Source organism: Kineococcus aridisoli, assembly GCF_050871885.1.
Lineage (GTDB): Bacteria > Actinomycetota > Actinomycetes > Actinomycetales > Kineococcaceae > Kineococcus.
This window is the reverse complement of the sequence record NZ_JBJLSF010000002.1, coordinates 124,309-147,598: the sequence shown is the minus strand read 5'-3', so window position 1 is coordinate 147,598 and position 23,290 is coordinate 124,309. Positions and strand designations below refer to the sequence as shown.

The window sequence follows — 23,290 nt, the reverse complement described above, 5'->3', positions numbered from 1 at the left end:
CCGGATGACCTCTCGAAGCTGACTCACCCGTATTTCGTGCGCGACCGGCGGGGCGAGGTCCACCAGACGGCCGCCGTCGTCACCGCCCCGGGTGCCGCGGTCCGCGCGGACCGCCCCGGCAGCACCTCGTGAGCACCGAGGCCGCCCGCACGAGCGGCGGCGTGGACCGCCGCGCGGCGCGCCGCACCCTGCTCGGCGCCGTCTTCCTCATGGCGACGAGCGCGATCGGTCCGGGCTTCATCACCCAGACGACGACGTTCACCGCGCAGCTGGGTGCGGCGTTCGCCTTCGCCATCGTCGTCAGCATCCTCGTCGACATCGCCCTGCAGCTGAACGTGTGGCGCGTCATCGGCGTCTCCGGGATGCGGGCCCAGGAGCTGGGCAACCGCGTCCTGCCCGGGGCCGGGTGGGCGCTGACCGGCCTCGTCGTCCTCGGCGGCCTGGTCTTCAACGTGGGCAACGTCGCCGGCGCCGGGCTGGGCCTGAACGCGATGGTCGGCCTCGACCCCCGCTGGGGCGCCGGGCTGTCCGCGCTGCTGGCCATCGCCATCTTCCTCAGCCGGGCCGCGGGCGCCGCGCTGGACCGGATCGTCGTCGTCCTCGGCCTGGTGATGATCGCCATGACGGCCTACGTCGCGGTCGTGTCCGGCCCGCCCGTGGGCCAGGCCCTGCGCAACGTCGTCGCGCCGGAGACGATCGACGCCCTGGCCATCACCACGATCGTCGGCGGCACCGTCGGCGGCTACATCACCTACTCCGGCGCCCACCGGCTGCTGGACTCCGGCCTCACCGGGCCGCAGAACGTCCGCGCCATCACCCGCAGCTCCGTCACCGGCATCGTCATCACCGCGGTCATGCGGGCCCTGCTGTTCCTGGCCATCCTCGGCGTCGTCGCCGGTGGCGTCTCGCTGGCCACCGACAACCCCGCCGCCACGGCGTTCGAGTCGGCGGCCGGCCAGGTCGGGTTGCGGGTGTTCGGCGTCGTGCTGTGGGCTGCGGCGCTCACCTCGGTCATCGGGGCCTCGTACACCTCCGTCAGCTTCCTCACCACCTCCCGCACCCCGGTGCGCACCCGCAACCTGCTGACCATCGCGTTCATCGTGGTGTGCTCGGCCTTCTTCCTCCTCGCGGGTGCCGCTCCGGCGCAGCTGCTGGTGTTCGCCGGTGCGTTCAACGGCCTCGTCCTGCCGCTGGGCCTGGTCGTCGTCCTCTGGGTCGCGCTGCGCCGCCGCGACCTGCTCGGCGGGTACCGCTACCCGCGCTGGCTGGTCGGCGCCGGCCTGCTGGCCTGGTTCGTGGCGCTGTTCCTGGCCTACCGCTCGCTGGCCACCCTCTCGAGCATCTGGAGCTGACCGTGGACCTGAACTCCGACCTCGGCGAGAGCTTCAGCCGCTGGACCCTGGGCGACGACGAGGCGCTGCTCGGGGTGGTGACGAGCGCGAACGTGGCGTGCGGCTTCCACGCCGGGGACCCGACCGTGCTGCGGCGCACCTGCGAGCTGGCGGCCGCGCGCGGCGTCGTCGTCGGCGCGCAGGTCGGCTACCGGGACCTGCCCGGCTTCGGCCGCCGGTTCATCGAGGTCGACCCGGCCGAGCTGACCAACGACGTGCTCTACCAGCTCGGCGCGCTGGAGGCGTTCGCCCGCGTCGCCGGGACGCGGGTGGCCTACCTGAAGCCCCACGGCGCGCTGTACAACGCGATCGTCCACCACGAGGCGCAGGCCGCCGCCGTCGTGGAGGCCGTGCGCCGCTACGACCCGGCGCTGCCGGTGCTCGGACTGCCCGGTTCCCGCTTCCTCGCCCTGGCCGCCGAGGCCGGTCTGGAGGTCGTGGCGGAGGCGTTCGCCGACCGCGCGTACACCCCGCGGGCCACGCTGGTCCCCCGCGGCGAACCCGGCGCCGTCCTGCACGACCCCGAGGAGATCGCCCGCCGGTGCGTGCGGATGGCCACCGAGGGCGAGGTCGAGGCCGTGGACGGCAGCGTCGTCCCCGTGGAGGCCGCCTCGATCTGCGTGCACGGCGACACCCCCGGCGCGGTCGCCATCGCGCAGCGGGTGCGCGAGGCCCTCACCGCCGCCGGGGTGCCGATCGCGCCGTTCGCGCCGCTCGGCTGAGGGGTCCGGCGGAGCGGCGCCGGGGGCTCACCAGCCCTCGGCGAGCACCCGCCCGAGGGCGTCGGCGAAGAAGTCGGCGGCCTCGACGTCCAGGCACAACGGGGGCTTCACCTTCAGCACGTTGCCGTGCTCGCCGGTGCGCTGCAGCACGATCCCCAGGCGCAGCATCCGGTCGCAGATCCCCGCCGCGGCCGCGGCGGCCGGGGCGCGGGTGACCGGGTCCTCGACGAGGTCGACACCGACGTACAGGCCGCTGCCGTGCACGGCGCCGATGAGGGGGTGCGCGGCCGCGAGGTCGAGCAGCCGCGCGCGCAGGTGCCCGCCCACGGTGCGGGCGTTCTCCTGCAGGCCCTCCTCGGCGATGACGTCGAGGACGGCGGAACCGACCGCGCACGACAGGGGGCTGCCGCCGCTGGAGGAGAAGAAGTAGCCCTGGCTGCGGTAGCGCTCGGCGACCTGCCGGGAGGTCGCGACGATGCCGAGGGGGAACCCGTTGCCGACGGCCTTGGCGACGGCGACGACGTCGGGGACGACGCCCTGCTGCTCGAAGCCCCAGAAGAACTCCCCGAGCCGGCCGTAGCCGACCTGCACCTCGTCGGCGACGGCCAGACCGCCGGCGGCGCGCACGGCGGCGTACACCTGCGCCAGGTAGCCGTCCGGCAGGCGCACTCCCCCGGCGTTGCCGTAGAACGTCTCGGCGATGAAGGCCGCCGGCGCGCGCCCCTCGGCGGCCAGCCCGGCGATGCGCGCCGCCGCCTCCGGCCCGTAGCGCCTGGCCTCGGCGTCGCGGTGGCGTCCCCGGTAGGGGTTCGGCGCGTCGACGGTGTGCACCCAGTCGGGGCGCGTCTGCAGGGCGGCGGGGTTGTCGGCGGTGGAGGTGGACACCGCGTCGCTGGCCAGCGTCCAGCCGTGGTAGGCCTCCAGCACCGAGACGACGTCGCGCCGGCCGGTGGCGGCCATGGCCACGCGCAGCGCCAGGTCGACGGCCTCGGAACCGGAGTTCACCAGGAAGACGGTGTCCAGCGGTGCCGGGAGCAGGTCCGCGATCCGCTCGGCGAACTCGACGAGCGCGCCGTAGTGGAAGCGCGAGTTGGTGTTGAGCCGGCGCAGCTGGGCCGTCGCGGCCTCGGTGACGCGCGGGTGCGCGTGCCCGACCGAGGTGACGTTGTTCACCATGTCCAGGTAGCAGCGGCCGGTGGTGTCCAGCAGGTGGTGGCGCCAGCCGCGCTCGATGCGGGGCGGCGCCTCGTAGTAGTGCTCCTGGACGGTGGCGAACACGGCGTCCCGGCGGGCCAGCAGCTCGGCGGGGTCGGCGAAGGTGCGCGCCGGATCGGGCGCCGCGGGCGCTCCCAGCAGCGGCGCGGGGTCGTGGGCCAGCGACAGCCACCCGAGCGCCAGTTCGGGGCGCACGAACAGCGGGAACCCCTCGGCGGGGACGCCGGCGTCCAGCAGCTGGACGTCGAGGCGCGCACCGGCGCGGGCGGTGCCGAGGCGCTCGCCGGCCGCCACCTCGGCGCCCGCTGCGCCGCCGTCCGGGTCGCCGCCGTCCGGGTCGCCGCCGTCCGGGTCGCTGCCGTCCGGGTCGAGGCCGTGCAGCACCAGCGTCCCCTGCGCCGAGCGCAGTTCCAGCACGCCCGCCCGCACCCGCCGCCGCCCCGGCCACGGCGCGTGCAGCGCGACGTCGCCGCTCGGCCACCACGAGGCGCCGGTGGGCACCGTCGCGGCGCTGGTGGCCGACAGCGCGCGCGTGCGGTCGATGCGCGGTACGCCGAAGGGGACGAGCGCGCCGGCGCCGGTGGCGAGCACCCGCCGCACGGCGCGCTCCAGGAGGGCGGGGCCGTCCTGCCAGGCCCCCTCGTCGGCCGACGGGGAGGTCACCGACAGGTCCACGAGCTCCAGCGGCCCGGCCGGGGCGGCGGCGCGCCCGGTGGGCCGGACCCGTCGCGCGGGCACGCCGAGCGCGGCGCGCAGCGCGGCGGTGACCACGTCCAGGGGTTCGGAGTCGGCGACCTCGAAGATGCGCCACTCGCGCTCCAGGGCTGCGGCGGCGTAGCCGTTGCCGACGGTCTGGCCGGCACCGCCGGGTGCCCCGAGACCGTCGCCGCGCCCGGTGGCGTCGACGGCGACCTGCTGCTCACCGCTGACCACGAGGACCGCGCCGCGCAGCACGACCAGCGGCCACAGCGCCTCCAGCTCCTCGGGCGACAGCGGCCGCCGCTCGTGGAAGGCGCGCACCGCCGGCAGGACGTCGGCGGGTTCGGCACCGGGGTGGTGCAGCACCGACGACAGCGTGACGGCGAGCTCGGCGACGGCCCAGGACGTGGTGACGTCACCGAAGTCCAGCACCCCGCCGGCGAGGGTGGAACCGGCGTGCTGCGCGGTGAGGTTGTCGTCGGTGAGGTCGAAGTGCCCGGCCTGCACGGGCAGCCGGTCGGCCACGCGCTGCACCCGCTCCCAGGCCTGATCGGCGGCGCGGCGCACCCGCCGGGCGCGGGCGGGGTCGGGGTGGGCGTCCACGAGGGCGCGCACGACGCGGGAGGCGTGGCGCAGGTCCCACTGCAGGACGCGTTCGGTGCCCGGGTGCTCGAAGGGAGCCAGGGCCAGGCTCACCGCGGCGGCCACCTCGCCGAAGCGGGCGACGGCCTGCGGGCGCAGGTGACCGGCGTGCACGAGGGTGCCGTGCGGCAGGAACTCCAGCAGGCGCACCACGAGCGGCCCCTGGCTCGTCGGCAGGACGGCGCGCAGGCGGCGGCCCCCGCGCTCCAGCAACCGGGAGACGGCCAGGTCGGGGTTCGCGGCGGCGACGGCGTCGGCCGCCGCGTCCTGCGCCTGCGCCTCCAGCAGGCTGAAGGCGGGGTTGGCCAGCTTCACGACCGCCACGGGGTGGGCACCACCCGGTTCGCGGGCGAGGAAGTTCTGGTCCTGCTGGCTGCCCAGCGCCTGCAGCTCGACGCGCCAGCCGAAGTGCTCGGCCACGAGTTCCTCGACCTCCGCCGGGGGGACCGTCGGGGCCGGCAGCTCGCCGGCGGTGAAGAAGTCGAAGGTGCGCGGTGCCGTGTCCACACCGCGGACGCTAGGTGGGCGGGCACCCATCGTCAACGACCGCACCGGCCGCGACCGGGCACTGTGGTGCGGAGCACGGTGCCGGGCACCTGTGCGACCGAAGCGGATAGTGCTACTTTCGGAGAGTGAAGGTATCCGAGTTGGCCGAGCAGGCGGGTGTCCCCCTGTCCGCCGTGAAGTACTACCAGCGGGAGGGGCTGCTGCCCGCCGGCGTCAAGAGCGCGCCGAACCAGGTCGCCTACGGCGACGCGCACGTGCAGCGCGTCCGGCTGGTCCGGGCGCTGCTGGAGACGGGCGGCCTCTCGATCGCCGCGACGAAGGACGTCATCGCCGCCCTGGACGCCGAGGCCGCGCCGCTGGCGCAGACGTTCCGGGCCGCGCAGCACGCGATGAGCGCCCGGCGCGTCCAGGAGTCCGCCCCGAGCGGAACCGCGCGCGCCCGCGTCGAGGCGCTCGCCGCGGCCCGGGGCTGGTGCGCCACCAGCGACAACCCCGGGTTCGAGGCGGCCGCACGCGCCCTCGACGGGTTGCGCGCCATCGGTTTCGACCCGCCGGAGGAGTACCTCGACGCGTACGCGGCCGCCGCCGGCACCGCCGCCGCGGCCGACCTCCACGCGCTCTCCGGGCGCAGCGACCGGGACGCCGTCGCGGAACTCATGGTCGTCGGCACCGTCCTCGGCGACCCGCTCTTCGCCGGCCTGCGCCGGCTCGCGCAGCAGGACGCCACCCGGGACGCCTTCCCCGCCGCCGGTCCCCGGGGGAGGCGGCGGTGACCGCCCCCGCGCACGTCGTCCTCGGCGGCAACGGCGTCGTCGGCCGCGAGACCGTCCGGGCACTGCTGGCGCACGGCCGGAGCACCGCCTCCGTCGGCCGGCGCCCCTCTCCCGTCGACGGGGTGCGCTCCGTGACCGCCGACCTCCTCCAGGGCGCCGACGTCGCCCGCGCGCTGCGCGGAGCCGAGGTCGCCTACCTGGTGGCGGGACTGCCGTACTCCTCCCGCGTCTGGGCCGAGCAGTGGCCGGTCATCGTCCGGAACACCGTCGACGCAGCGCTCGAGCAGGGCAGCCACCTGGTGTACTTCGACAACGTGTACGCCTACGGGCGCGTGCACGGCCCGATGACCGAGGGCACCCCGATCGCCCCGAGCAGCAGGAAGGGGCGCGTGCGCGCGGCCGCGCTGGAACTGCTCGACGCGGCGGCCGCCCGCGGGCTCGCCGTGACGATCGGGCGCAGTTCCGACTTCTACGGCCCCGGCGCGTCGACGAGCGCGTTCAACACCTTCGCCCTCGACAGGATCGCCGCCGGCAGGACGGGCACCTGGCTGCTGGACGCCGACCAGCCGCACTCCCTCGCGTACACCCCCGACATCGGCGACGCCCTCGCCGTCCTGGGCACCGCCCGCCGGGCCCGGGGCCGCACCTGGCACCTGCCCACCGCCCCGGCGCTCACCGGGCGCCAGCACGTCCGGCTCGCCGCGGGCCCCGGCGCCCGGACCGCCGTCATGAGCGCGACCACGCTGCGCCTCGGGGCGCTGTTCAACACCGCCGCGCGGGAGACGCTCGAGATGAGCTACCAGTACACCGGACCGCACGTGCTGGACTCCACGGCGTTCCAGACCGCCTTCGGCACCGCCCCGACCCCGCTGGCGGAGGGCATCGCCGCGGCGCTGGCGGCGGCACGGGCGACGCCACGCCGGTGATCCGCCGGTGATCCGCCGGGTGGCTGCCCGCGACGGCGCACGCGGGTCAGCGGTTGATCCAGGCGAGCACCACCACGAGCAGCCACACCCCCCACAGCACGCCCGGGCGCACCGGCGCCGGGACCAGCTCCAGGGGGCGCCGGCCGCGCAGGCCGCGCTCACGTGCCGCCAGCAGCGCGGCCCGCAGCTGCGGGGCGGTGCGCCACCCGCGCCGCGCCCACCCGGGGAGCCAGGCGTGGGCGCACGTCAGCTCGTGCACGCTCACCGGCGAGTCCAGCCCCTGCGCGGGATCGGTGAGCAGCACCAGCCGCAGCCGGGCCCTCGGCAGCACCTCCACGTCGACCAGGCCGTCCCACCCGGAGCGCCGTGCCCGCCCGAACTCCTCCACCACGACCAGGCCGGCGCCGTCCCAGCTCAGGCGCGGGCGCAGGTGCCCCCGCCAGGCCAGCTCCAGGGCGAGCAGCCCCAGCCCGGCGGCGACCAGCGCGCGCCACAGCACCTCCTGCAGCAGCTCGTCCACCCGCTCCAGCCCGACGGCGCTGACGACGAGGGCGGGCAGCAGGGCGAGCACCGCCACGCCGGCCGGCGCGCGGTGCTGCCCGCCGTCGCCGACGGGGCCGTCCAGGGGCACCACGTCGCGCGGGGCCAGGTCCCCGGTCGGCACCTCCAGCAGCGGCAGCCCCTGCTCGTCGAGCTCGGGCAGGACCAGCGGCGGCCCGCCCGCACCGGGTTCGGCCGCGGCCACCGGCACCAGCCACGCGCCGTCGACGCCGACCGCGCACCACTGCCCCGGCAGCGGCAGCCCGGCCAGCTGGACGTCCACCGGATCGGGCAGCTCCTCGAACTCCCCGTCAAGCTCCCCGTCGAACTCCCCGTCGAACTCCCCGTCGTCCTCACCCGCCAGGGGCACGAGCAGGACCGGCTCGTCGGCCGGTGCGGCGTCCACCGCGTACACCGCGGCGACCCCGGGCAGCACCCGGGCGCGGGCGCGCCACGTGGGCTGGGGCAGCGTCAGGTACCGGCACCGGCGCGTGCGCCGCACCACCTGCCGCGAGCCCGCCGTCAGCAGCAGGCCGAGCGCGGCGCCGGTGGCGGAGGTCGCGCCCCAGGCGTCGTAGGGCTCGGCCACCGGCCGGGTGCCGCCGTCCGGGAAGCGCCACAACCACGTCCTCGCCCCCACCGGGTGGTCCGCCTGGTCCAGGACGTCGACGTCCGCGGTGCGCGCGCCGCCCGCACCGCCGACGGCGGCACCGTCCAGCCGCACGCGCACGCTGACGCCGTCCGCGGAGTGCGAGAGCACCACGGCGTCCACGACGGCGGCCGCGCGCTGCGCGGCGTCCTCGTGGCGCTGCACGCCCACGGCGAGCGCGGCCAGCGCCCCCGTCAGCACGGCGGCGGCCACCACCGCCGCACCGGGGCGCAGCAGGTGCACGCCGCGGCGGAGCACCTGCCCGCCGGTGCGGGGCACCTGCGCCTCCTCGCGGGGCACCCGCCCGACCGCGAGCTCCACCTGCCCGCCGGTCGGCCCACCGCCCCGGGCCGCCAGCGCCCGCACCGCCCGCAGCGCCCCGGTCGCGCTGCGCCGGTGCACGACGGCCGCCTGGAGACCCAGGTGCGCCGCGGCAGCCGCCCACAGCAGCGGCGGGTCGTCGGGCGCGCTGGTCAGCACCAGCCCGAGCGCCGTCGCCGCGAGCGCACCCCAGCCGCCCGCGGCCGTCAGGAGCGCACCGGCCACCAGGGCGCCCGCACCCACCCCGAAGACCGGCTCGGCGCCGCAGGGGGCCGCCGGCGTGCACGGCTCGCAGGGGGTGGACACCCACGCCAGCGCGGTGAAGGCGGTCAGCGTGAGGAACGGCCACCACGCCCGCGCCCACCACGGCAGCCGCCGGCCGTGGCCGAGGGTCCGCAGCAGCCGGGCATCGAGGGGGCGCGCGCTCACACCTCCCGTGATCGGCACACCGGGCACGGACCTGCAGCCTCGCGCGGTCCTCGCGGGCCGGGCCCCCGGTCCACGGGGTCGGGGCGGCGGCGAGGGGACCGGCTGACACGGGCTGGCGGCTGTGTGATGCTGTCGGGGGCTGGCCGGGTCGGTGAGAGGAAGATCGACCCGGTCCAGCTCCCGGTCCACGCGGGTCCGGGTCCGGCGAACCCTCCCCGTGGCCTCCGGGGCTCCCCGGCGCCGGCGGGGTTCACTTCAGCCCGGCCTCCGCCGCCTGCACCGCGGCGAACTCCTCCTCGGGGGCGCTGGCCACCAGGTGGTGGCGCGAGTGGAACCAGAAGTAGGCCAGGAACGCGGCGAACACGGCGGCGGTGATGCCCGCCGCCAGCCGGTCCACGAAGAACGTCGCGACGACGGCCGTCGCGGACAGCACGAGCGCGGTGCCCGTGGTGACCACCCCGCCGGGGGTGCGGTAGGGGCGCTCCAGGTCCGGCTCGCGGCGGCGCAGCACGATGTGGGAGAGGTTCATCAGAACGTAGGACACCGTGGCGCCGAAGACGGCGATGTTGATGAGCAGCGCGCCGTCCTGGGTGAGCGCCGCGAGCGCGAAGCCGATGGTGGCGGGGACGACGAGCGCCACGTACGGGGTCTTGCGCCGGCCCGTCACCGACATCCAGCGCGGCAGGTAGCCGGCGCGGGAGAGCGCGAACAGCTGCCGCGAGTACGCGTAGACGATGGAGAAGAAGCTGGCCACCAGACCGGCCAGGCCCACCCAGTTCACGACCGTCGCGAGCGCGGTGTCCCCGCCGGAGGCGATGCGCACCGCCTCCGGCAGCGGGTTGCCCGAGTCCTGCATCGCCGAGGAGCCCGCACCACCGGGAGCCAGCAGCAGCACCGCCGCACCGAACACCAGCAGGACCAGCATCGCGGCGATGATGCCGCGCGGCATGTCGCGTCGGGGGTCGCGCGCCTCCTCCGCCGCCAGCGGGACGCCCTCGACGGCGAGGAAGAACCAGATCCCGTAGACGAACGCGGCCAGCACCCCCGCGTAGCCGAACGGCAGGAACGAGGAGGAACCCGCGGAACCGTCCGGGGCGATGTCGAAGAGGTTGGACCACTGGAAGTGCCCGACCATCCCCACGACCCAGGCCACCAGCGCGACCACCGCCAGGGCGGTGATGCCGAAGATGACCTTCATCGCCTCACCCACCCCCCACAGGTGGACGCCGACGAACACCAGGTAGGCGGCGAGGTAGATGGGCCACGGGTCCACGTCGGTCATGAAGCCGAGCGCCTGGACGTAGCCGCCGATGAAGGTGGCGATGGCGGCCGGTGCGATGGCGTACTCGATGAGGATGGCGATGCCGGTGGCGTAGCCGCCCAGCGGGCCGAGGGCGCGGCGGGCGAAACCGTAGCCCGCGCCCGCCACCGGCAGCGACGAGGACATCTCCGCGAGGCCGAACACCATGCACGTGTACATGACGCCCATCAGCACGAACGCGATGAGCAGCCCGCCCCAGCCGCCCTCGGCGAGGCCGAGGTTCCAGCCGGAGAAGTCCCCGGAGATGACGTAGGCCACCCCCAGGCCGGCGAGCAGCACCCAGCCGGCGGCACCGCTCTTGAGCTGCCGCTGCCGCAGGTAGTCGCTGGAGACGTCGTCGTAGCCGACGCGGGACGAGTGGGGGGTGCGCTGCGCGCTCATGCCGACCTCCGAGGCCAGGTGGTGCCCGAGGTGGAGCTCGTGGATCACCGCTGATCCGCTTCGGGACGCGCGCCGAGCATGCCCGGCGGCGGCTGCGGCGTCAACGGTCTTGACAGCCGTCCGGGAGGGGACTTCGATGCTCGGAATGGTTCGCCCGCGGACCATTCGGCTGGTCCGGAAGCGCTGACCCGAGGAGGCCCCGTGGGGCGCACCAGCACCGAGGCGACCGTCGCCGCGCCCCTGCCGCTGCAGGACCTGCGCCGCGACATCGCCGCCGGCCGGGTCGACACCGTCCTCGTCGCGATGACCGACATGCAGGGCCGCCTGCAGGGCAAGCGCGTCACCGGGCGGTTCTTCCTCGACGAGGTGCTCGAGCACGGCACCGAGGGGTGCAACTACCTGCTCGGGGTCGACGTCGAGATGAACACCGTCGACGGCTACGAGATCACCTCCTGGTCGCGCGGCTACGGCGACTTCCTGCTGCGCCCCGACCTCGGCACGCTGCGCCGCATCCCCTGGCACCCGGCCACCGCGATGGTGCTGTGCGACGTGCTGCAGCTCGACGGGGAGCCGGTGCGCCCCTCCCCGCGCCAGGTCCTGCTCGCCCAGCTGCAGCGCCTGGAGGAGCACGGCCTGCGCCCGCTGGTCGCCACCGAGCTGGAGTTCAACCTGCTGCGCGTCACCTACGAGGAGGCGCAGGCGAACGGCTACCGCGACCTGCGCCCCGCGAGCACCTACAACATCGACTACTCCCTCCTGGGGACCGGCCGCGTCGAGCCGGTGCTGCGCCGGATCCGCAACGAGATGGACGGTGCGGGCCTCTACACCGAGTCCGCCAAGGGCGAGTGCAACCTCGGCCAGCACGAGATCGGCTTCCGCTACGCCGACGCCCTGACCACCTGCGACCAGCACTCCGTCTTCAAGCTGGGCGCCAAGGAGATCGCGGCGCAGGAGGGCATGTCCGTCACGTTCATGGCCAAGCTGGACCAGCGGGAGGGGAACTCCTGCCACATCCACCTCAGCCTCACCGACCTGGACGGCACCCCGGTCTTCGCCGCCGGCGACGGGAGCGCGATGGCACCGGTGATGCGCCATTTCCTCGCCGGCCAGCTCGCGGCGCTGCGGGAGCTCACCCTGCTGCTGGCGCCGAACGTCAACAGCTACAAGCGCTTCGCCGACGGCTCGTTCGCCCCCACCGCGGTGGCGTGGGGCCACGACAACCGCTCGTGCGCGCTGCGGGTGGTGGGTCACGGCCCGTCCCTGCGCATGGAGAACCGCGTCCCCGGCGGTGACGCGAACCCCTACCTGGCCGTCTCGGCGCTCCTCGCGGCCGGGCTGCACGGCATCGAGGAGGGGCTGGAGCTGGAGGAGGCGACCACCGGGAACGCCTACACCGGCGGCGCCCCGCGGGTGCCGACCACCCTGCTCTCGGCGGCGGAGCTGTTCGCCGGCTCGGCCGTCGCCCGGCGGGCCTTCGGCGACGACGTCGTCGACCACTACGCGCGCGCGGCGCACGTGGAGCTGGAGGCCTTCCAGGCCGCCGTCACCGACTGGGAGCGTGCCCGTGGCTTCGAACGCCTCTGAGGACCGCAGGCCGCTCATCGGCCTGACGACCTACCTCGAACCCAGCAGGCACGGCGACTGGGACGTCGTCTCCGCGCTGCTGCCCGCCGCGTACGTCGACGGCGTGCGCGCCGCCGGCGGCCGGCCGGTGCTGCTGCCGCCGTGCGGGCCGGAGGGGCCCGGCTGGTCCGACGCCGAGGTGTCGGACCTCGACGCGCTGGTCCTCACCGGCGGCGGCGACGTCGACCCGGCCCGCTACGGGCAGGCGCCGCTGGCCACCACGGGTTCGCCGAACCCGGCGCGCGACCACCACGAGGTCTCGCTGGTGCGCTCCGCGCTGCGCCTGGGCCTGCCGGTGCTGGGCATCTGCCGCGGGGCGCAGCTCCTCAACGTCGCGCTGGGCGGCACCCTGCACCAGCACCTGCCCGACGTCCTGGACGGTCGCCGGCACCAGGCCTCGACCGCCACCTTCGCCAGGACCGAGGTGCGCACGGAACCCGGCTCCCGGGTCCGGGACCTGCTCGGCGAGGAGGTCGCGGTGCACTGCTACCACCACCAGGCCGTGGACCGCCTCGCCGAGGACCTGCGCGTCGCGGCCCGGGCGGCCGACGGCACCGTGGAGGCCGTCGAGGGCGCCGACCCCGCCGCGGGGTTCCTGCTGGGCGTGCAGTGGCACCCCGAGCAGGACGCGGCCGACCGCCGGCTCTTCGCGGCCGTGGTCGCCGCCGCCCGCGAGGCGTCCGCGGCGGTGCCGCGGTGAGCGCCGCGCGCGAGGACGCCGAGCGCCCGGGCGGCACCCAGGACGTCGTGGACCCCTCCACGGGGGCGGCGTTCACGACCGTGGAGATGGCCGGCACCGCCGCCACCGACGCCGCCGTCGAGCGCGCCGCCGCGGCCTTCCCCGCCTGGCGCGACGTCGCCCCGGCCGACCGCGCGCGGCTGCTGCGCCGCTTCGCCGCGGCGGTCGACGCCGACCTGGACCACCTCGCCGACCTGGAGGTGCGCGAGGCCGGCCACCCCAGCGGTGGCGCCCGCTGGGAGGCGGGCAACGCCCGCGACGTGCTGGAGTACTCCGCCGGTGCCGTGGAGCGCCACCTCGGCGACCAGATCCCCGTGGCCGGCGGCATCGACGTCACCTTCCACGAACCCCTCGGCGTGGTCGGCGTCATCACCCCGTGGAACTTCCCGATGCCCATCGCGGCCTGGAGCACCGGCCCGGCGCTGGCTGCCGGGAACACCGTCGTCCTCAAGCCCGCCGAGCTGACACCGCTGACCTCGATGCGGCTCGCGGAGCTGGCGCTGGAGGCGGGCATCCCCGAGGGGGTCCTGCAGGTGCTGCCCGGGCGGGGCGACGTGGTCGGCCAGCGGCTCGTCGAGCACCCGGCCGTGCGCAAGCTGGTCTTCACCGGCTCCACCGCCGTCGGGCGCAGCGTCATGGCCGGCGCCGCCCGGCACGTCAAGCGCGTCACCCTGGAGCTCGGCGGCAAGAGCGCGAACATCGTCTTCGCCGACTCCGACCTCGAGCGCGCCGCGGCCACGGCGCCCGACGGGGTCTTCGACAACGCCGGTCAGGACTGCTGCGCCCGCTCCCGCATCCTCGTGCAGCGCAGCGTCCACGACCGCTTCCTCGAGATGCTCGAACCCGCCGTGCAGGCCGTGCGGGTGGCCGACCCGCGCTCCCCCGGCGCGCAGATGGGCCCGCTGATCTCCGCGGCCCAGCGCGACCGGGTGGCGGGCTTCCTCTCCGACGAGGCGCTCGGCGGCAGCGCCAGCGTGGCGTTCACCGGCACCGCACCCGACGGCCCGGGGTTCTGGTTCCGGCCGACGGTCGTGCTGGCACCGGACCCGCGCGTGCGGGTGGCCACCGAGGAGGTCTTCGGCCCCGTCGTCACCGTGACGCCCTTCGAGGACGAGGCCGACGCCGTCCGCATCGCCAACGCCTCCCGCTACGGGCTCTCGGGCTCGATCTGGACGCGGGACCTCGGCCGGGCGCTGCGGGTCAGCCGCGCCGTGGAGGCGGGGAACCTGTCGGTGAACTCCCACTCCTCGGTGCGGTACAGCACCCCCTTCGGCGGGGTGAAGGAGTCCGGCCTCGGCCGGGAGCTGGGTCCGCACGCGCTGGACGCCTTCAGCGACGTCAAGAACGTCTTCATCTCCACCACCTGATCCACCACCCCACGAGAGGCCGCACCGTGACGACCGCCAGCACGCAGGAAGCCCCCACCTCCCGCCGCCTGCCCGGCCGCGTCGCCGTCGTCACCGGCGGGGGCAGCGGGATCGGCCTGGCCACCGTCCGCAGGCTCGCCTCCGAGGGGGCCCGCGTCGTCGTCGCCGACGTCGACGCGAGCGCCGGGCAGGCCGCCGCGGAGGAGGTCGACGGCCTCTTCGTGAGCACGGACGTCACCGACCCCGCGCAGGTGGAGGAGCTGTTCGCCACGGCGCACCGCACCTACGGCTCCGTGGACGTCGCCTTCAACAACGCCGGCATCTCCCCGCCCGAGGACGACTCCATCCTCACCACCGGCCTGGAGGCCTGGCAGCGGGTGCAGGAGGTGAACCTCACCTCGGTGTACCTGTGCTGCAAGGCCGCCCTGCCGTACATGCGCTCCCAGGGCCGCGGCTCCATCGTCAACACGGCCTCGTTCGTGGCGGTGCTCGGCTCGGCGACCTCGCAGATCTCCTACACCGCCTCCAAGGGCGGTGTGCTGGCGCTGAGCCGCGAGCTGGGCGTGCAGTTCGCGCGCGAGGGCGTCCGCGTCAACGCCCTCTGCCCGGGGCCGGTGAACACGCCGCTGCTGCGGGAGCTGTTCGCCGCGGACCCCGAACGGGCCGCGCGCCGGCTGGTCCACGTCCCCGTGGGCCGCTTCGCCGAACCCGAGGAGCTGGCCGCGGCCGTGGCCTTCCTCGCCAGCGACGACGCCTCGTTCATCACGGCGTCCACGTTCCTCGTCGACGGCGGGATCTCCAGCGCCTACGTCACACCGCTGTGACAGCGCTCGCGCGGCCGTGACGGACGCGGGCGCACCGCAGGGGGCGGTGGAGGCGGCGGAGGCGGTGGAGGCGGCGGAGGCGGTGGAGGCGGCGGAGGCGGCGGAGGCGGCGGAGGCGGCGGAGGCGGCGGAGGCGGCGGAGGCGGCGGAGGCGGCGGAGGCCGAGCCGGTGGTGCTGCGCCCGCTGCGCACCGGCAACGCGTTCGAGGAGACCGTGGAGCGGCTGCTGCAGACGATCCGCCTCGGCCTCGTCCCGCCGGGGCAGCGGCTGCCGGCCGAGCGCGACCTCGCGCTGCGGCTCGGGGTCTCCCGCTCGACGCTGCGGGAGGCGCTGGCGGCCCTGCACGCGGCGGGCTGGGTGGAGGTCCGGCGCGGGCGCAGCGGCGGCACCTTCGTGCGCGAGGCCGCGCCGCTGCCCGGTCCCGGACCGGCGCCCTCGGCCGCCGAGGTCGAGGACGTCCTGACCCTGCGCTGGGTGGTGGAGGTCGGGGCGGTGGAGGTCGCCGCCCGGCGGGGGCTGAGCACCGCCCAGCGGCGGGAGCTGGAGACCCACCTGCGGGCCGCCGACGCGGCGTCGGCGCAGGACTACCGCCGCTGCGACTCCCGCCTGCACCTGGCGCTGGCCGAGGCCGGTGGTTCGACCTCGCTGGTCGCGGCGGTCGCGGACGCCAGGATGCGCGTCAACGACCTGCTCGACCGCATCCCGCTGCTGACGGTGAACCTGCAGCACTCCAACGCCCAGCACCGGCGCATCGTGGCCGCCGTGCTGGCCGGCGACCCCGCGCGGGCGCGCGCGGAGATGGTGCGCCACGTCGAGGGCAGCGCCGCGCTGCTGCGCGGGTTCCTCAGCTGAGGGGCCCGCGCCCACGACCGGGGGCGGACGCGTCGCGCCCGGCGGGCAACCCGGCGGGGCGCTGCGGCGTCTTGGTGGGAGCAGCCGTCGTCAGGAGGAACCCGTGCAGGAGACGTTCGAGGAGTTCGCCGCCGCCAGCAGCAGCGGGCTCATGCGGACCGCGCTGCTGCTGACCGGTGACCGCGCGGCCGCCGAGGACCTCCTGCAGGAGGTGCTGGAGCGCGTCTACGTGCGCTGGCGCTCCGTGCAGGACCCGCAGGCGTACGCCCGCACCGCGATGAGCCGCGCCGTCACCGACCGGTGGCGCCGGGCGGGTCGCCGCCCGCGGGAGGTCCCCCTGCACGACTGGCACGAGCGGGCCGTCCCCGACGGGGCGGCGGACCGGGCGGTGCGCGCGGACGTCGTGGCCCAGCTGCGCCGGCTGCCGCCGCGGCAGCGGGCGGTCATCGTGCTGCGCTACTTCGAGGACTGGTCGGAGGAACGGATCGCCGACGAGCTGGACGTCTCGCGCGGGACCGTCAAGAGCCAGGCCGCCAAGGGGCTGGCCCGGTTGCGCGAGCTCATGGACGTGGATCGCCAGGACGTGGACGAGGAGGAGATGAGCCGGTGGTGAACGAGCTGGAGGAGCGCCTGCGGCGCGAGATGGCCGCAGCGGTGCAGGAGGTGCAGGCGCCGGCGTGGCTGCCGGCCGCGGCCAGCCGGGGCGGGCGGCGGAGGGTGCGCCGGCGCCGCGCGCTGCTGGTGGCGCCGGCCGGCGCCGTCGCCGCGGGCGTGGTCGGTGTGGTGGCGCTGGGGCAGGGCGGCTGGCCGGGCACCGGCGCGGCCTCCTCGGTGAGCCCGGCCGCGGGAGCGCCCGCAGCGCCGGAGGCCGCCACCTCGGCGGCCGCCGAGGCGACTCCGGACCCGCTGGAGCAGGCTCGGCTCGACGCCTACTTCGCCGCCGGCTACGGCTGGGAGGAGGCCGTGCAGCTGGGGCGGTTGTGGAACGTGGAACCCGTCGAGGCCAAGGTGACCGCCGGCGCGGACCTGCTGGACGGGCGCGAGCTGCCGGTCGCGGCACCTGCGGCGCCTGCGGATCCGGAGGCGCCGCAGCGCGACGCGTTCTTCGCCGCCGGGTACACCATGGACGACGCCGTGCAGCTGGGGCAGCTGTGGAACGTCGGGACGTACGAGGCGAAGATCACCGGGGGCACGGAACTGCTGGCGGGCAGGCAGCTGCCCATCGCCCCCAGCGCTCCCGGGAGCGACGGCGCCGCAGCGGGTCCCGCGACGGATCCCGCGGCCGAGGTGGCCGAGGAGCGGCGCGACGCCTTCTTCACCGCCGGGTACGACTACGACGACGCCGTGCAGCTGGCGCGGTTGTGGAACGTCGAACCCGACGAGGCGAAGACGATGGGCGGGGAACTGCTGCTCGCGGGGGGCCGGCTGCCGATTCAGCCCTGACCCTCCCCACCCGGAGCGGACCCCCTGCACCGCAGCGGTACCCGCTCCGGGTGGAGCTCGCGGGTCACCGGCCGGCGGGGCCCGGCAGCTCGGCCGACCACTCGCGCAGGTCGCGGCGCGAACCGATCCCGAGCTTGGCGAAGACGGCGCGCAGGTGCGCGTCGACCGTGCGCGGGCTGATGACCAGCTGCGCGGCGACCTCCTGCGTCGTCGCGCCCGCGGCCACCAGCTGCGCCACCTGCAGCTCCCTGGCGGTCAGCGGCCCGCGGCCGGCGCCGGGAGCCCCGCCGGTGAGCACCTGCAGCTCACCGGCTGCGCGGGCGGCGAACGCGTGCGCGCCCAGAGCGGTGAGCAGCTCGTGGGCGCGCTGCAGCTGCCGGTGCGCCTCCCGCCTGCGCCCCTCGCGCCGCAGCCACTCCCCGAACAGCAGGTGCGAGCGCGCCAGGTGCGGAGCGGCCGCCGTGCGCTGCAGGTGCTCCAGGGCCGCGCGGTGGTGCTCCTCGGCCGCCGCGCCGGTGCTCAGCAGCGCACGGCACCGGTGCAGCACCCCCGCCGGCCAGTCGCCCTCGATGGCCGCAGCGCTGCGTTCCAGGCGCTGCAGCGCGGCGCGGGCCTGCTCGGGTGCACCCGCGCGCGCCGCGGCCTCGACGAGTTCCGGGCCGATCCACACCCGCATGCTCTGCTCGTCGAGCTCCCCGGCCGGCGCGGCGGAGCGCAGCGCCTCCGCGTAGCGGCCCTGGCCGTTGAGGAGGACCGCCCGGGCGTACTGCACCGCCGTCAGCAGCCGTCCCTCCCGGCGCTCGACGGCGTCGGCCTCGGCCGCGGCGCACAGCCGCTCGGTGCGCCCGGACAGGCCGCGCCAGGCCGCCACGGTGACGTCGACGTAGGGCATGCGCGGCGCTGCGAGCTCGTCGGTGACCCGGTGGCTCTCGTCGACCAGTTCCTGGGCCTGCGCGAACTGCCCGGCGTGCACGTGGGCCAGCGCCCGGTAGCTGAGGACCACCGGCAGCACGGCCACGGCCCCGGCCGCGCGGGCCGCCGCCAGCTGGCGTTCCGCGATGACCTGGAAGGCCGTCTCGTCCCACAGGTCCTGCGCTGCGCTGCAGGCCAACCAGAGGACCCCCTCCTGCAGGAGACCCGTCCCCCGCGCCAGGTGGTCGTCGACGGCCCGGCGCAGCGGCGGGACGCCCGCGGAACCGTCCAGCCGGTGCGCCAGCAGGCCCTGCAGCAACCCGTCCAGCGACGATCGCGCGCTCGTGCCGGTACCGGCCGGCAGCCCCCGCACCGCGCGGGCCACCCGCTCCGCCAGGCCGGCGTCGGCGAAGCGGCCGGCGAAGACGACGGCGGCGTGCGCCTGCAGGAGGACCTCGCGGGCGCGGGCCACGTCGACCTCGGCCAGGGAGGCGGCCGCCGACAGCAGCAGGCCGATCGCCGCCGGGTCGCGGGAGCGGTCGTAGGCGCTGCGGGCGCGCAGCGCGTCGACGGCGGCGCGCTCGGCACGGGTGAGCGGGCCGTTCCCGGCGACCGCCACCAGGTGCAGCGCGGCCTCGGGCACGCCCGCGGCGCGCTGCGCCTCGGCGGCCGCCAGCAGGCGCGCGGTGCGGGCGGCGGCGTCGACGCTGAGCACCGCGGCGCGTTCGAGGAACGCACCCTCGGCGGCGAACCCCCCGCGCCGGCGCGCGCGCAGCGCCGAGCGCTCCAGCTCGGCGGCCACCGCCTCGTCGGGGCCGGCGGCGGCCTGCGCCAGGTGCCACGCCCGCCGGTCGGGGTCGCCGGCCGCGTCGGTCACGGCGGCCAGGGCCGCGTGCACGCTGCGGCGCTCGGACTGCGGTGCGGTGCGGTAGACCGCGGAGCGGGCCAGCGGGTGCCGGAAGCGCACCCGCTCGCCGATCGTGAGCAGCCCGGTGGCCAGGGCCTGCTCGCGCTCGGCGGTGCCCAGCCCCAGCCGCGGGGCGGCGCGTTCCAGCAGCGCGGGCTCGCCGGTGGGCTCGGCGGCCGCCAGGGTGAGCAGCAGGCGGGCCGGAGCGGGCAAGCGGGCCGCACGGTGCGCGAACCGCGCGCTGAGGGCCTCGGAGGTCGAGCCGCCGCGCGGCGGGTGGAGGTCGTCCCGGCCGCCGGGACCGGCGTCGGCGGCGTGCGGCAGCTCCAGCAGCGCGAGGGGGTTGCCGGCGGCTTCGGCGACGATGCGCTCGCGCACGGCCGCGTCCAGGGGGGTGCGCACCTGCGCCTGCAGCAACCGGCGGGCGGCGTCCTCGGGCAGCGGGGCCAGCCGCAGGTGCGGCAGCCGCGCGAAGGCGTCGTCCGCCGCAGCGGTCCCGGCGGGTGTTCCGGCGGAGTTCCCGGACTCGCCGCCGCTCCCCTCCACCGCCTCCGGTGCGTCGCGCGCGGCCAGCAGCAGGGCCAGCGGCACCGTGCCGACGCGCCGGGCGGCCGCGGCGAGCACCTCGGCGCTGGCCGGGTCCAGCCAGTGCGCGTCGTCGACCAGGCACACCAGGCCGCGCGGCGCGGCGGCGCGCAGCAGGGCGAGCACCGCGGCGGCGACGGCGGCCGGCGGCTCGTCGGTGCCGTCGCCGGCGTCGATCCCCAGCACGCGGCGCACCGCACGCGCCGGGGCCGGGGGCAGCTCGTCCAGGTGGCGCACGAAGGGGTGGCACACCTGGTGCAGGCCCGCGTAGGGCAGGTGCCCCTCCAGCTCCGAGCCCGCGGCGCTGACGACGGGCAGCCCGCTGCCGCGCTCCACCTCCGCCAGCAGCGCGCTCTTGCCGATGCCGGCCCCACCGCGCACCACGAGCGCCGCGCCGCGCCCCGCGGCGGCCGCGGCCACCACCTCCCGCAGGACGCCCAGCTCGTGAGCACGCCCGTGCAGCACCCTCGTCCGTCCTCCTCCTCGCACGGGCCCGCTCCGCGCCCGGCGCTGCCACCGTACGCGGTGCCGGCAGCGGGCCGGGGCGGCTCACGCGGACGTGCCCGGCGGCTGCTCCCGGTCACCGGGCACCCGTCCCAGGCGCCGGCGCACCTGCGGCTCGCGCAGCTGGCGGCGGGAGGTCAGCCCCAGCTTGGCGAAGATGCCGCGCAGGTGGGCGTCGACCGTGCGCGGGCTGAGCTGCAGCTGCGCGGCGACCTCCTTGCTGGTGGCGCCCTCGGCGACCAGGTGGGCCACCCGCCGCTCGGCGGCGCTCAAGGCGGCGCCGGAGCCGTCGGCGCGGTGGGCGGGCCGGTCCCCGAGCGCGGCCAGCCCCCTGCGGGCGCGGGCGGCGAAACCCTCCAGCCCCAGGGCGGACAGCTGCTCCAGGGCCGTGCGCAACCGCTGCCGGCCCTCCTGCCGGCGTCCCGCCTCGAGCAGCCACTCCCCCAGCAGCAGGTGCGTGCGGGCCAGCTGGGGAGCGGCGGCGCTGCGCTGCAGGTGCTCGATCGCCTCGTGGTGGTGCTGCTCGGCGTCGGCGCCGGGGCTGACCAGCGCGCGGGTGCGCGCCACGACGCCGGCGGCCCAGGGGCTGCCCGCGGCGACGGCACCGGCGGCTCCCTCGGCCAGCCGCCCGGCCAGCTCCGCGGCCAGCTCGTGCCGTCCGCTGCGCACGGCGGCCTCGACGACGTCCGGCCAGATCCAGGCCCGGTAGCTGTGCTCGTCCAGCTGCGCGGCCCGCAGGCCGGCGGTGAGCGCCTCCGCGTGCCGCCCCTGGCCGTTGAGCAGGACGGTGCGGGCGTGCTCCAGGGCGCTCAGCAGCCGCCCCTCCTGCCGACGCCGGGCGGTGCGCCCGCCCTCCTCGACGAGCGCGGCGGTGCGCCGGGCGTCACCGCGCCACGCGGCGACGGTGACGTCCATGTAGAGCATCGGCGGCACGCCCAGCTCCTCGGCGACGCGCCGCGACTCGGCGACCAGCTCGTCGGCGTCGTCGAGGCGGCCGGCGTGCACGTGCTCCAGAGCCCGGTAGCTGAGGGTGACGGGCAGGTCGGCCAAGGCGCCGGTGCGGCGGGCGAGCCGGAGCTGGCGCTCGGCGATGGTCCGCAGCGCCCGCTCGTCCCACAGCTCCTGCGCCGAGCTGCACGCCAGCCACAGCTGACCCCCGTGCAGGCGGGTGCCCGGCTCCAGGCAGGCGGCGACCGCCTCCCGCACCAGCGGCAGCGCCGCCGGTCGACCGCGCGTGGCCTGGGTCAGCAGCCCGCGGAAGAGCAGCTGGCCGGCGTCCGGGCGGTCGGGCTCCGGCAGCAGCTCGACGCTGGCGACGAGGTCCTGGGCCAGGTGCGGATCGGCGAAGCGGCCGGCGAAGACGAAGGCCGCGAACGCCTCGAACAGCACCTCGCGGGCGGCGGCGACGTCGGTGCCGGCCAGGGCGCGACCGGCCTGCAGCAGGGCGCGGGCCGCGTCGGCGCCGCGGTCGCGGTCGCGCTCGGTGCGGGCGCGCACCACCTGCGCCAGGGCCGCCTGGTGCGCCGTCAGCACCTCGCCGCGCGTGCCGTCGAGCAGCCGCACCGCCGCCTCGGCGGCACCGGCGGTGCGGGTGGCCTCGGCGGCGGCCAGCAGGCGGTCGGTGCGCAGCGAGGGGTCCGGGGTCAGCGCCGCCGCGCGCTGCAGGAAGGCGGCCGCGGCGGCCAGCCCCCCGCGGTCGCGGGCACGCCCGGCGCAGCGCTGCAGCTCGGCCGCGACCACCTCGTCGGGTCCTCCCGCGGCCAGCGCCAGGTGCCAGGCGCGGCGGTCGGGGTCGCCCGCGGGGTCGGTGGCGGCCGCCAGCGCGCGGTGGACGGCGCGCCGCTGCGCCGCGGGCGCGTCCTCGTAGACGGCCGAGCGCACCAGGGGGTGGCGGAAGCGCACCCGGGTGCCCACCACCAGCAGCGCGGCCTCCTCCGCCGCGAGGGCCGCCTGCGGCTCGAGGCCCACCAGGCCCGCGGCCCTCCACAGCAGCAGCGGGTCCCCGGTGGGTTCGGCAGCGGCGAGCAGGACGAGCAACCGGGTGGGTGCGGGCAGCGCGGCCAGCCGCTGCAGGAAGCGGGTCCGCAGCGCCGTGGACAGGTCCGGCGCGTGCCCCGGCTGCGGAGCGTCCGCGGGCAGGGCCGGCAGCGCGGGGACGCCGCGGGACAGCTCGAGCAGGGCCAGGGGGTTCCCTCGGGCCTCGGCCACGAGGCGGTCCCGCACGTGCGCGTCCAGCGGCGCGTGCGGCTGCGCGGTCAGCAGCGCGCGCGCCTCCTCGTCGCCGAGCGGCCCCAGCCGCAGCTGCGGCAGGCCCCGCCAGGGGTCCGTGCCCGCCGGTCCCGGTGCCGCCGTCCCCGGGGCGGCGCCGTCGGGTCCACCCTCGGGTTCGCCGTCGGGTCCGCCGTCGCGCAGCGCGACCAGCAGGGCCACGCCGCAACCGCCGAGCCGACGGGCGGCGAAGGCGAGCGCCGCGGTGCTCGCGGGGTCCACCCACTGGGCGTCGTCGACCACGCAGACCAGCGGGTCGTGCTCCCCGGCGGTGCGCAGCAGCGTCAGCACGCCCGCGGCGATGAGCAGGTCCGGGCGGGAGGGGGCCGGTGCCGCGGCGAGTCCGAAGGCGCGGCGCAGGGCGTCGGCCTGCGGCTCGGGCAGGGCCGGCAGGTGCCCGAGCAGGGGTGCGCACAGCTGGTGCAGCGCGGCGAAGGGCAGCCCGGCCTCGAACTCCGTCCCCGTCACGGACAGGACGCGCGAGGTGCCGGTGGCCCGGGCGACGAGGGCCGACTTGCCGATGCCGGCGGGGCCGCGCACGACCAGGGCGCCGCCGCGCCCCCGCCGCGCGGCCTCGACCGCGGCGGCCAGCGCGGCCAGCTCGCGCGCGCGCCCGAGCAGCGGGGCCGGCGGCGCAGCGGGGCAGGCGCCGGGTGCGCCCGCGGCGTGCGTGCGCGGTGGCCGGGTCACGCCGGGCATCCTGCCCGCTCGCGGGCCGTCCGGTCACCGCCGCGGGTGCGCTGCGCGGC

At 77.1% G+C, this 23,290-nt stretch carries 16 protein-coding genes; 11 read left to right on the top strand and 5 right to left on the bottom strand.

Annotation, left to right across the window (positions count from 1 at the left end):
- The first annotated feature begins 128 nt into the window (after nucleotides 1-128).
- Nucleotides 129-1,352 (top strand): NRAMP family divalent metal transporter, encoded by a 1,224-nt coding sequence (locus tag ACRYM2_RS01415; RefSeq protein ID WP_432519312.1) that lies wholly within the window; start codon nucleotides 129-131, stop codon nucleotides 1,350-1,352.
- The gene (locus ACRYM2_RS01410) at nucleotides 1,349-2,113 is read left to right on the top strand and encodes a LamB/YcsF family protein (RefSeq protein ID WP_432519329.1); all 765 of its coding nucleotides are present in this window, start codon (nucleotides 1,349-1,351) and stop codon (nucleotides 2,111-2,113) included. Before ACRYM2_RS01415 ends, ACRYM2_RS01410 begins: the two co-directional genes overlap by 4 nt.
- 27 nt (nucleotides 2,114-2,140) lie before the next feature.
- On the opposite strand, the gene ACRYM2_RS01405 is transcribed toward ACRYM2_RS01410, so the two are convergent.
- Nucleotides 2,141-5,176, bottom strand: coding sequence for an aminotransferase (locus tag ACRYM2_RS01405; protein WP_432519310.1), 3,036 nt, complete (start codon nucleotides 5,174-5,176; stop codon nucleotides 2,141-2,143).
- Between the two features lie 125 nt (nucleotides 5,177-5,301).
- Here ACRYM2_RS01405 and ACRYM2_RS01400 point away from each other — a divergent pair, with 125 nt between their 5' ends.
- Complete coding sequence (locus ACRYM2_RS01400) at nucleotides 5,302-5,949, top strand: MerR family transcriptional regulator (protein WP_432519309.1); 648 nt, start codon at nucleotides 5,302-5,304, stop codon at nucleotides 5,947-5,949.
- Nucleotides 5,946-6,875, top strand: a complete 930-nt coding sequence (locus tag ACRYM2_RS01395; protein WP_432519308.1) for an NAD-dependent epimerase/dehydratase family protein — start codon at nucleotides 5,946-5,948, stop codon at nucleotides 6,873-6,875. The genes ACRYM2_RS01400 and ACRYM2_RS01395 overlap by 4 nt, the downstream gene beginning before the upstream one ends.
- A 46-nt stretch (nucleotides 6,876-6,921) precedes the next feature.
- On the opposite strand, the gene ACRYM2_RS01390 is transcribed toward ACRYM2_RS01395, so the two are convergent.
- On the bottom strand, nucleotides 6,922-8,814 hold the full coding sequence (locus ACRYM2_RS01390; protein ID WP_432519307.1) for a hypothetical protein: 1,893 nt from the start codon (nucleotides 8,812-8,814) through the stop codon (nucleotides 6,922-6,924).
- Nucleotides 8,815-9,064: 250 nt separating this feature from the next.
- Nucleotides 9,065-10,516, bottom strand: a complete 1,452-nt coding sequence (gene eat, locus ACRYM2_RS01385; protein ID WP_432519328.1) for an ethanolamine permease — start codon at nucleotides 10,514-10,516, stop codon at nucleotides 9,065-9,067.
- 201 nt (nucleotides 10,517-10,717) lie between these two features.
- On the opposite strand from eat, the gene ACRYM2_RS01380 reads away from it, so the two are divergent.
- The 7 genes from ACRYM2_RS01380 to ACRYM2_RS01350 all read left to right on the top strand — a co-directional run bounded on the left by ACRYM2_RS01380 (nucleotide 10,718) and on the right by ACRYM2_RS01350 (nucleotide 17,365).
- Nucleotides 10,718-12,100 carry a glutamine synthetase family protein gene (locus ACRYM2_RS01380; protein WP_432519305.1) on the top strand — a complete coding sequence of 461 codons (1,383 nt, stop codon included), beginning with the start codon at nucleotides 10,718-10,720 and terminating at the stop codon, nucleotides 12,098-12,100.
- Nucleotides 12,081-12,839 carry a gamma-glutamyl-gamma-aminobutyrate hydrolase family protein gene (locus tag ACRYM2_RS01375; RefSeq protein WP_432519304.1) on the top strand — a complete coding sequence of 253 codons (759 nt, stop codon included), beginning with the start codon at nucleotides 12,081-12,083 and terminating at the stop codon, nucleotides 12,837-12,839. The genes ACRYM2_RS01380 and ACRYM2_RS01375 overlap by 20 nt, the downstream gene beginning before the upstream one ends.
- On the top strand, nucleotides 12,836-14,245 hold the full coding sequence (locus ACRYM2_RS01370; RefSeq protein ID WP_432519302.1) for an aldehyde dehydrogenase family protein: 1,410 nt from the start codon (nucleotides 12,836-12,838) through the stop codon (nucleotides 14,243-14,245). Before ACRYM2_RS01375 ends, ACRYM2_RS01370 begins: the two co-directional genes overlap by 4 nt.
- A gap of 26 nt (nucleotides 14,246-14,271) precedes the next feature.
- Nucleotides 14,272-15,069, top strand: a complete 798-nt coding sequence (locus tag ACRYM2_RS01365) for a 3-oxoacyl-ACP reductase (protein WP_432519301.1) — start codon at nucleotides 14,272-14,274, stop codon at nucleotides 15,067-15,069.
- 169 nt (nucleotides 15,070-15,238) lie between these two features.
- Complete coding sequence (locus ACRYM2_RS01360) at nucleotides 15,239-15,922, top strand: FadR/GntR family transcriptional regulator (protein WP_432519327.1); 684 nt, start codon at nucleotides 15,239-15,241, stop codon at nucleotides 15,920-15,922.
- Nucleotides 15,923-16,025: 103 nt separating this feature from the next.
- On the top strand, nucleotides 16,026-16,535 hold the full coding sequence (locus ACRYM2_RS01355; protein ID WP_432519300.1) for a SigE family RNA polymerase sigma factor: 510 nt from the start codon (nucleotides 16,026-16,028) through the stop codon (nucleotides 16,533-16,535).
- On the top strand, nucleotides 16,532-17,365 hold the full coding sequence (locus tag ACRYM2_RS01350; protein WP_432519298.1) for a hypothetical protein: 834 nt from the start codon (nucleotides 16,532-16,534) through the stop codon (nucleotides 17,363-17,365). The genes ACRYM2_RS01355 and ACRYM2_RS01350 overlap by 4 nt, the downstream gene beginning before the upstream one ends.
- 64 nt (nucleotides 17,366-17,429) lie before the next feature.
- Here ACRYM2_RS01350 and ACRYM2_RS01345 read toward each other — a convergent pair whose 3' ends face one another.
- The gene (locus tag ACRYM2_RS01345; RefSeq protein WP_432519297.1) at nucleotides 17,430-20,234 is read right to left on the bottom strand and encodes an AAA family ATPase; all 2,805 of its coding nucleotides are present in this window, start codon (nucleotides 20,232-20,234) and stop codon (nucleotides 17,430-17,432) included.
- 84 nt (nucleotides 20,235-20,318) lie between these two features.
- Complete coding sequence (locus ACRYM2_RS01340; RefSeq protein WP_432519295.1) at nucleotides 20,319-23,231, bottom strand: AAA family ATPase; 2,913 nt, start codon at nucleotides 23,229-23,231, stop codon at nucleotides 20,319-20,321.
- Nucleotides 23,232-23,290 lie beyond the last annotated feature (59 nt).